Origin of the sequence: Enterobacter sichuanensis (genome assembly GCF_002939185.1) — a bacterium.
GTDB classification, from domain to species: Bacteria; Pseudomonadota; Gammaproteobacteria; order Enterobacterales; family Enterobacteriaceae; genus Enterobacter; species Enterobacter sichuanensis.
The window spans coordinates 1-448 of record NZ_POVL01000177.1 but is presented as its reverse complement, the minus strand read 5'-3'; the positions used below and the strand labels follow the sequence as shown (position 1 = coordinate 448).

The 448-nt window shown below is 29.9% G+C and carries 1 protein-coding gene; it reads right to left on the bottom strand.

All coding sequences use genetic code 11. The features are described from left to right. Window positions 1-147: 147 nt before the first annotated feature. The coding region (locus C5687_RS24800) for a hypothetical protein (RefSeq protein WP_158252242.1) at window positions 148-448 on the bottom strand (301 nt) is incomplete at its 5' end.

The window sequence follows — 448 nt, the reverse complement described above, 5'->3', positions numbered from 1 at the left end:
AATGATTATAACGCTATGATTATTCAGAAGCAAATATTATATTGTGTTAAATATTTTTATTGGGCACCTATCACTTATAGAATAAATTGAACGTTCTTATTCCAATACCATTTCTCAGTCAAGTTCAAATGTTGTAAAGATGCTTTGTTATTTCTTTATTCTTTGAATCTGATCATGCATTTCTTTAACCATGTTCTCTAATTCAAAATCTGAAGAAGTAATTTCTGTCATCATAGCTTGTGCTGATTGAGAAAGTTGTGCGTTAACTGTTTTTTCCGTTAAGATCTCAACACCTTGTTTAAGGTGCTTCATCTTATATGAGCTTGAACACTTCAACAACGTATGATGAATGATTAAAACACGTAGATTATCTAACCACTTTGCAATATACCCAGACAAAATAACCAAAATTATCAGAACTTGATAATAAACCTGCTCTGATAAAAAT